Origin of the sequence: uncultured Gemella sp., assembly GCF_963515875.1 — a bacterium.
Classification (GTDB): Bacteria; Bacillota; Bacilli; order Staphylococcales; family Gemellaceae; genus Gemella.
Map to the genome: position 1 here is coordinate 20,590 of NZ_CAUPZX010000024.1, position 7,755 is coordinate 28,344.

At 31.8% G+C, this 7,755-nt stretch carries 7 protein-coding genes; 2 read left to right on the plus strand and 5 right to left on the minus strand.

From position 1 onward, the window contains the following. Window positions 1-23 precede the first annotated feature (23 nt). From RWL85_RS05350 to RWL85_RS05365, 4 genes are all read right to left on the minus strand, one after another. Window positions 24-275: a hypothetical protein gene (locus tag RWL85_RS05350; RefSeq protein ID WP_314085780.1), complete on the minus strand. Its 252-nt coding sequence runs from the start codon at window positions 273-275 to the stop codon at window positions 24-26. Between the two features lie 2 nt (window positions 276-277). Beyond that, complete coding sequence (locus RWL85_RS05355; protein WP_314085783.1) at window positions 278-1,240, minus strand: CdaR family protein; 963 nt, start codon at window positions 1,238-1,240, stop codon at window positions 278-280. 11 nt (window positions 1,241-1,251) lie between these two features. Then, window positions 1,252-2,058 carry a diadenylate cyclase CdaA gene (cdaA, locus tag RWL85_RS05360; protein ID WP_314085785.1) on the minus strand — a complete coding sequence of 269 codons (807 nt, stop codon included), beginning with the start codon at window positions 2,056-2,058 and terminating at the stop codon, window positions 1,252-1,254. A 289-nt stretch (window positions 2,059-2,347) separates the two neighbouring features. Next, window positions 2,348-3,451 (minus strand): FAD-dependent oxidoreductase, encoded by a 1,104-nt coding sequence (locus RWL85_RS05365; RefSeq protein ID WP_314085787.1) that lies wholly within the window; start codon window positions 3,449-3,451, stop codon window positions 2,348-2,350. A 263-nt stretch (window positions 3,452-3,714) separates the two neighbouring features. On the opposite strand from RWL85_RS05365, the gene pepF reads away from it, so the two are divergent. Further along, a complete protein-coding gene (gene pepF, locus RWL85_RS05370) occupies window positions 3,715-5,523 on the plus strand; it encodes an oligoendopeptidase F (protein WP_314085789.1) in 1,809 nt (602 codons plus the stop codon). A 194-nt stretch (window positions 5,524-5,717) separates the two neighbouring features. Here the strand turns inward: pepF and proC are convergent, their stop codons facing one another. Then, window positions 5,718-6,509: a pyrroline-5-carboxylate reductase gene (gene proC / locus RWL85_RS05375; RefSeq protein ID WP_314085792.1), complete on the minus strand. Its 792-nt coding sequence runs from the start codon at window positions 6,507-6,509 to the stop codon at window positions 5,718-5,720. Between the two features lie 156 nt (window positions 6,510-6,665). Here proC and ung point away from each other — a divergent pair, with 156 nt between their 5' ends. Next, window positions 6,666-7,352 carry a uracil-DNA glycosylase gene (gene ung, locus RWL85_RS05380; RefSeq protein WP_314085794.1) on the plus strand — a complete coding sequence of 229 codons (687 nt, stop codon included), beginning with the start codon at window positions 6,666-6,668 and terminating at the stop codon, window positions 7,350-7,352. Window positions 7,353-7,755: the final 403 nt, after the last annotated feature.

Consider the following 7,755-nt stretch of genomic DNA (forward strand, 5'->3'; position numbering starts at 1 on the left):
CCCTTATTATTCACCCAGATATTTTAAAATAATCTATAACCAAAATATCCCGTAACTGCTATTATAATAAGTAATATTACAATACTAACTTTCCTTGTTTCTTTGATTACTTTTATCTCCACTATCTTTTGAACTATTAGTATCGTTATCGCTACAAAAATTGCAGTTATTTTTACTCTCTGATTTTCTATAAATATAGTTCCTATTATTATAGCCAAACTTAAAACCGTTATAAGCATATTAATAGCCAAAAATATCAATTTTTTATCTGTCATAATTATTTTTTCCTTATCTTAATTGTTACTTTAACAATCGGCGTATCCGTCGCTATTCGAATGTTTTCTTTTGGATAAATCTTCAGATTACTACGCTCTTCTGTTTCCTCTTTAATATCACTCAAATCAACATCAACGAACATTTCACTTATTTTTGCAAGATTATCAGCATCCTCCGCTCTAATCGTTACTTTTGTAACATCAGCAGTAGCACTGACAAGCTCAAATCCTGGAGGTAAACTACCTATAGTGTTTACTTCTAACGGAACTTCTTTTTCAATATTCTTTAATTCGATACTCATGACCGTTGAATTCGGTTCTATTTGAATATCTTCTATCTTGTTATAATCACTGTCATAAGCAACCAATTTAGCTTCTTCTCTAGTATTTCTATTAATTTTTGTACGTGTATCACTTTCAGCACGAACTTCATTAATTCTATTAAGGCTCTCAATCGCTCCAGAAATCTTAACAGTTTCATTAGTTACACTAAGTTTCTCGACTTCGTATCCTATTAATAGTCTTTCTTTCTTAACTACAGGGGTCACTCTAAATTCTTTTGTCGCTTTTTCTCTTATTGAAATAGTTATTGTAGAAGGTTCTGCTGTGCCATCAACACCTCTTTCTAAACCTTCAATCTCTATTCTAACTTTTTGATCATCACCAATTTGAGCATTTTTTAAATTTAGTCTAGCTTTGAAATTCTTTGCGATACTTTCTTTTTGAACTTTTGTCTGCGTTCCTGATAATTTCACAGAAATAGTATTAGGAATACCTACAACATAAAGCTTATCTCTATCATATTCAACTTCTAATGGTACATCACTCACCCATGCAGTGGCATTATCACTATTGTTTCCACCTAAAACCGAGAAGTTTTTGAAATTTTCATTAACAGATATAAATAATAATATCGCAATTAAAAATGATATTAACTTTAACTTATTATTTTCTTTTAGTTTCATAATATCACCTCTTATTTAATAATTCTTTCTTGTTGTTGCCAATTTTTAGTCAGATATTTAGTTAAAGCCTCTGTTGAATAATCAGAAGTTAACACACCATTTTGGCAGACACTAATTTTCCCAGTTTCTTCTGAAACAGCAATAACAATGGCATCTGTCAACTCCGATAACCCTAAGGCTGCACGGTGTCGTGTTCCATAACTACTCGCAATTGATCTATTATCTGATAAAGGAAGCACACAACTAGCGGCACGAATTTTATTTTTATCTATTATCATTGCTCCATCATGCAGTGGTGTATTAGGAATAAATATATTAATTATAAGTTCATTCGTTACCTCAGCATTAACAGTGATACCACTTTCTACATACTCATCAAGTCCAGTGTTATTTTCTAAAACAATAAGAGCCCCTATTCTTCGACGAGCCATATGTCTTGATGAATCAACGACAGATTTAATAATTTGTTCTGTAGAATCTTTTTCAACATCCTTATAATTAATATTGAAGATATTAGACAGCTGCACCCTTCCTATATACTCAAGAGCTCGTCTTAATTCTGGTTGGAATATAATCATTATCCCTAACACTCCCCAAGTCACTACTTGTTCAAAGATGTACGTCATAGTTTTAAATCCGATAAAATTAAAGAATATTTTTAAACCTATAACGATTAAAATACCTTTAATAAGTTGCATACCACGAGTACCTTGCAGTAGACTTAATAGTTTATAAACTAATAACCACACTAATAATATATCCAATAAATGAATAATAAGCGTCAGTGTACTTACTCCTGATAAGTATTCAGCTATCATAAAAAATCTCCTTCCTTAAATTAATAATGTCGTTGTAATACACAATAATCAACTTTTTATGAGTATAACACTCCACTTTTAATTATATCATAAAATAAAGGAGCTGTCCTATTTTTTATAAAAGAAAAAAAGATATTTTACTATTAATATCAGTAAAATATCTTTCAAAATTACTTCGTATAAACTAAAGGACAACAAATAAATCTCTATAGAGTTTATCAATAATTCTTAAATAAGTCCTTCTCTTTTATTAACCAGTAGTATTTTTCGTCAAATTATAACAAAAACCTTAAATACTTTCTCTAAGATTTATATAATTTTGAATATTATAATCTTGGGGATCTAGCTCTATATCATTACCTAAAATCATATTAGCAATACTATATCCAATTATCGGACCTGTAGTTAAACCAGACGAACCAAGTCCACTTATCGCATAAACATTTTTTAGTGTTGGAACTTCTCCAAAAAACGGAGAATAATCACTAGTATAGGCTCTAATTCCGACACGCTCATTTATTATTTCTGAATTTTTCAATTCACCTAAAAAGCTCTCTGCTTCTTCACCAAATGCGTCAAGTTTCATTTTATCAACAGTTAAATCAAAGCCCATGTCATTTTCATGTGTTGCTCCAACACTAACAACACCATTTTCAAATGGAATAATATCCAATTCACCCTCAGGCATAATAACCGGATAAACTCTTGTATTTTCATCGGCAACTTTATAATCTCTTAGTTGGCCTTTTTGTGGACGAACATCAACATCAAAACCAAGTGGTAATAATATATCTTTTAACCATGCACCAGTCGCAAGAACAACAGCATCAAAGAGTTCTCCACTAACCTCATACTTATCTCCTACAGCTTTTAGACTAACTTTTTCCCTAACAAGATTAGCTTTCGAGGCGCTAAGTAAAGTATCAACGAATCTCTCTCCTTCTACACGTCCACCACCACTCGCAAACAATACATCTCCATTATTATCAAAACTAGGGATAATCTTTTGAACCTCTTCTTTTGAAATTATCTCTAAATTTCCTATCATCGGCGATAGTTCTTTACGACTTTCTGCGAGTTCTTTTAACTCAGGTAACTTGTCCGCATTTTTTTTCAATAGATATACACCACATTGTGAATAAAAGTCAGTATTATAACCATCTCTTTCTAGATCTGTAACTAGCTTCAAATAAAAATCAGCACCAAGTCTTGCCATCTTATACCACGGTTTATTACGCCTTTTAGAAAACCAAGGGCTTATAATCCCTGCTGAGGCTTTAGTAGCTTGACCCAAGCCATAGTCAAAAACTACTATTTCATTTTTCTGTTCTTTTGACAAATAATAAGCACATGTAGCCCCTACTATTCCCCCACCTACTACTGCTATTTTCATAAAATACCTCACTTTTATTTATTAGATCTACTAATTAAAATTATAACTCAAAAAAATTTCAGAGTAAACTTTAACTTTAAAAATATCTCTGAAACCTAACTTTCTCATAAATAAACTAAACTCAAAATTTCACTCAGTCTAATTTTATACGTAATACGAAATTTTTTTCTTTCGGAATTATTTTATAGACTTATATAGCATAACATATTATAATATAATTTAAGTCAAATGACTTTAAAACTATAATTTACAGGAGGTAAACTATGACTGAAATGAAATTAATACCAAGAAATGAAGTTGAAGAGAAGTATACTTGGGATATGACTCTTTTATATAAAACTGATGAAGATTACAAAGCTAGTCTTGAGAATATTAAAAAAGAAATCTTAGATTTCAAGGCTACTTACGAAGGGAAATTAACGGATCATGCTACTCTAGATACTGCTGTTAAAAAATACGAAGAACTTTATGAAGAATATTACAAACTATCTCACTATGCAGAATTACCAATGGCAGTAGATAGATTCAACGACAACGTAGTGCAAAATATGACACTTTTTGAAGATGTTTCTACTATATGGGCTGGAAATCTAAGCTTCTTTGATACTGAACTTGTAGAACTAGATGAACAATTCATTAAAGACTTTGTAAAAAACTATCGTCCTGATTTAGAATATTACTTCGAAAAAATCGTTCAAGAGAAAAAACACACTTTATCAAAAGAAGCTGAACAGGTAATTGCGAATTACGAGAGCCTACCTGGATACTTCAACTTATATGAAGTAACAAAACATGAAGACATGGAATTCGATAGCTTTGAAGCAAACGGAAAAACTTTTGAAAATAGTTTTGTTTTATACGAAAACTTACATGAAATGGATAATGATACTGAAGTACGCCGCAAAGCTGCGAAAAGTTTTTATAAAACTCTAAACGCTTATAAAAACACTTCAGCTAATGAATATATTTCTCAAATTAAAAAAGAAAAAATGTTAGCTACGATGCGTGGTTACGACAGTGTTATCGACTACCTATTAGCTACTCAAGATGGTAACCGCGAACTATATGATCGTCAAATCCGTACTCTTATGACAGATTTAGCACCACATATTCAACGTTACATTAAACTACTAGCTCGCGAACACAAAATTGAAGATATGCAGTTTGCAGACTGTAAAATTAACCTTGATCCAGATTTCGAAGTTGATATGACTATCGACGAATCTCGTTCTTACCTTAAAAAAGCACTTGGTGTTCTTGGTGAAGACTACGTTAAAATGATTGATGAAAGTTATGACAAACGTTGGACTGACTTCCCGCAAAATATAGGAAAAAGCACTGGTGGATTCTGTGCAACCGTTCCTAATGTAGCTGGATTTATCCTGCTTTCTTGGACTGGAAAAATGAATGAAGTTTTCGTTCTTGCTCACGAACTTGGACATGCATATCACTTTATGAGCACAGGAAAACACCAAACAATGTTAAATAACGATTGCCCACTTTACTTCGTTGAGGCGCCATCAACATGTAACGAAGTTATCGTATCTAACTACCTATTAAAAACTAACACTGATACTCGTTTCAAACGTTGGGTTATCAGTAATATGATTAGTAGAACATACTTCCACAATATGGTGACACATTACCTAGAAGCAGTATATCAAGATAGAATCTACAAAATGGTAGATAATAATGAAATGCTGACTGCCGATGTTCTTTCTAAAGTGAAACGTGATGTTATGGAAGAATTCTTCGGAGATAGTTTAGTAGTTAATGAAGGTGCAGAGCTTACTTGGATGAGACAACCTCACTACTACATGGGATTATATCCATACACTTACTCTGCAGGATTAACAATCGGTACAGCCATCGCTAATAAAATCGATAACGACGACTCGTATGCTGATACTTGGTTAAATGTTCTTTCTAAAGGAAGCAGCATGTCAGCTTTAGATCTTTCAAAACTTGCAGGTTGTGATGTAAGCACTGATGAACCGCTTAAAGAAGCTATTGCTTATGTCGGTCATCTAGTAGATGAACTTTACAACTTAACAGATGAATTAAATAAATAAAAAGGAGTGACTCAAAAATCGTTATTTCTTAGAAATCGATTTTGTCGAGTCACCCTCGCACAGTTTATTAGATATCTAAATAGCTTCTATAAAGCGAATTTAGATATCAATAAACCACTGCGTCTATGAGTTCTCATATGAACTTTGTTAAATTTCAGGACTTTTGGAGCAACCTTTAATATTACTCTTATATTCTATCTCATTCTATCTAGTTTATCGAAACAAGCTTTCTCACATTCAATAACTGCACTACGGAAATTCTTTTCTTCTAAAACTCTTACAGCTTCAATAGTGCTTCCGCTCGGTGAACATACATCATCTTTTAACTTACCTGGATGTTCTTTAGTCTCTAACACCATCTTTGCAGCACCTAAAACAGTATTTGCAGCAAGTCTATAGGCGACATCACGTTTTAAACCATTTAGAACAGCACCATCAGCTAAAGCCTCTATAAATAAATACACATAAGCAGGACCTGAACCACTCAAAGCTGTTAAAACAGCCATATCTTTTTCCAGTATTTCCTCGGCAATACCTAGATTATTTAGCAAATCTAGTACTAATAATTTCTCAGAGTCATCTACTAACGAATTAAACGTAACTCCTATTACACCATCTCCTACTTTCACGGGCGTATTCGGCATAATTCTAACTATTTTAGTCTCTGGAAGTACCTTTTCTAAATCTTTTATTTCTACCGCTGCAGCCATCGAAATAACAATCTTATTTTTTAAACTATCCGCCACTTTCTCGAGAACTGTCGCCACTAAATATGGTTTTACTCCTAAAAATACTATATCACTTTTTTTCGCTACCTCTTCTAAATCTCCACAAAATACTGCACCTATTTCTTCTGCAATATTCTTAGTACTTTTATCAGAAGAGTTCCTTACAAAAATATCAGTACTACTAACTTTACCACTACGAAGTAATCCTTCTAAGATAGCTTTTCCCATATTTCCTACACCAATAAAACCTAATTTCATACATATTCCTCCTAAGTATTTATCAATATCATTATACCACACTACTAACACTTATGTTACAACCATGTGATTTCTATCTCAACTATTTTAATATATATTTAACTATGTTATACTTTAACAAGAATCATAATAATCTAATTTTAAAAGGAGATTTATATGCACAAAAGTTGGGAAGAAATATTTGATAATTATCCAAAAATAAATGAACTAAATAACATGATAAAAGAAATTGACGAACAACGTCTTACTAAAACTATCTATCCACCAAAAGAACAGGTTTTTAGAGTTTTTGATTTAGCGTTAGAAGACATTAAGGTTGTGATTTTAGGACAAGACCCTTACCATAATCCTGATCAAGCATGTGGTCTAAGTTTTTCGGTAAATGATGATGTCCCTCTACCTAAAAGCTTAATAAACATCTATAAAGAACTACATGATGACTTAGGTATTAAACCAGCAAAAACAGGAAACCTTGAAAGTTGGTTTAAACAAGGCGTTTTTTTACTTAACGCTGTTCTAACAGTAGAAAAAAATTCACCAGCAAGCCATAGTAAAATGGGATGGGAAAATTTCACAGATTACATAATTGAAAATATTTCTGAAAAAAATGAAAATGTAGTTTTTGTTTTATGGGGAAGCTATGCCAGAAGCAAAAACAAACTAATAGATTCTTCAAAACATAAAATTATAGAGTCAGCTCATCCAAGTCCGCTATCCGCATACCGTGGCTTTTTTGGGAGTAAGGCCTTCTCTCAAATTAACAGCTATTTAGCTGAAAATGGTAGGGAAACTATAAATTTTGAATTAAATATGAAAACCAATGAACAAATTTCATTTTTTTAAAAAAACTTAGAAAATTTTAAGTATATTTTAAGTAAGAGGTATATAATAATTATCTAAACAAAAGTAATGATATTTCATTCTTAACGACACTTGTCGTTTCTCCCTTTTAAGTTTGAAATTATTTTTGTTTAAACCAATATTTCGGTTAATTCTTTATGTAATTAACAGATAATAAAACTTTTTAATTTTTTTCATAATGTGGCTTGTCGCTCCCTAGGCAAGCCATTCTCCCTTTTAAAGAGTTGCAAAACTCTTTTGTTATTTGTATATAAGATTAGATATAAACAAGCAATAAATTGCTTAGAACTTAATTTAGTTCATAAAAAAACGTGTTCCCCAAACACGTTTTTTTCAGGCTGTTGACAAATGCAAAAAATGCATGAATCAACAGCCTATTTTTAAT

Excerpts from the sequence above, each read along its gene's own strand:
- RWL85_RS05350 (WP_314085780.1), bottom strand. The coding sequence starts at position 275 with ATGACAGATAAAAAATTGATATTTTTGGCTATTAATATGCTTATAACG.
- RWL85_RS05355 (WP_314085783.1), bottom strand. The coding sequence starts at position 1,240 with ATGAAACTAAAAGAAAATAATAAGTTAAAGTTAATATCATTTTTAATT.
- cdaA (WP_314085785.1), bottom strand. The coding sequence starts at position 2,058 with ATGATAGCTGAATACTTATCAGGAGTAAGTACACTGACGCTTATTATT.
- RWL85_RS05365 (WP_314085787.1), bottom strand. The coding sequence starts at position 3,451 with ATGAAAATAGCAGTAGTAGGTGGGGGAATAGTAGGGGCTACATGTGCT.
- pepF (WP_314085789.1), top strand. The coding sequence starts at position 3,715 with ATGACTGAAATGAAATTAATACCAAGAAATGAAGTTGAAGAGAAGTAT.
- proC (WP_314085792.1), bottom strand. The coding sequence starts at position 6,509 with ATGAAATTAGGTTTTATTGGTGTAGGAAATATGGGAAAAGCTATCTTA.
- ung (WP_314085794.1), top strand. The coding sequence starts at position 6,666 with ATGCACAAAAGTTGGGAAGAAATATTTGATAATTATCCAAAAATAAAT.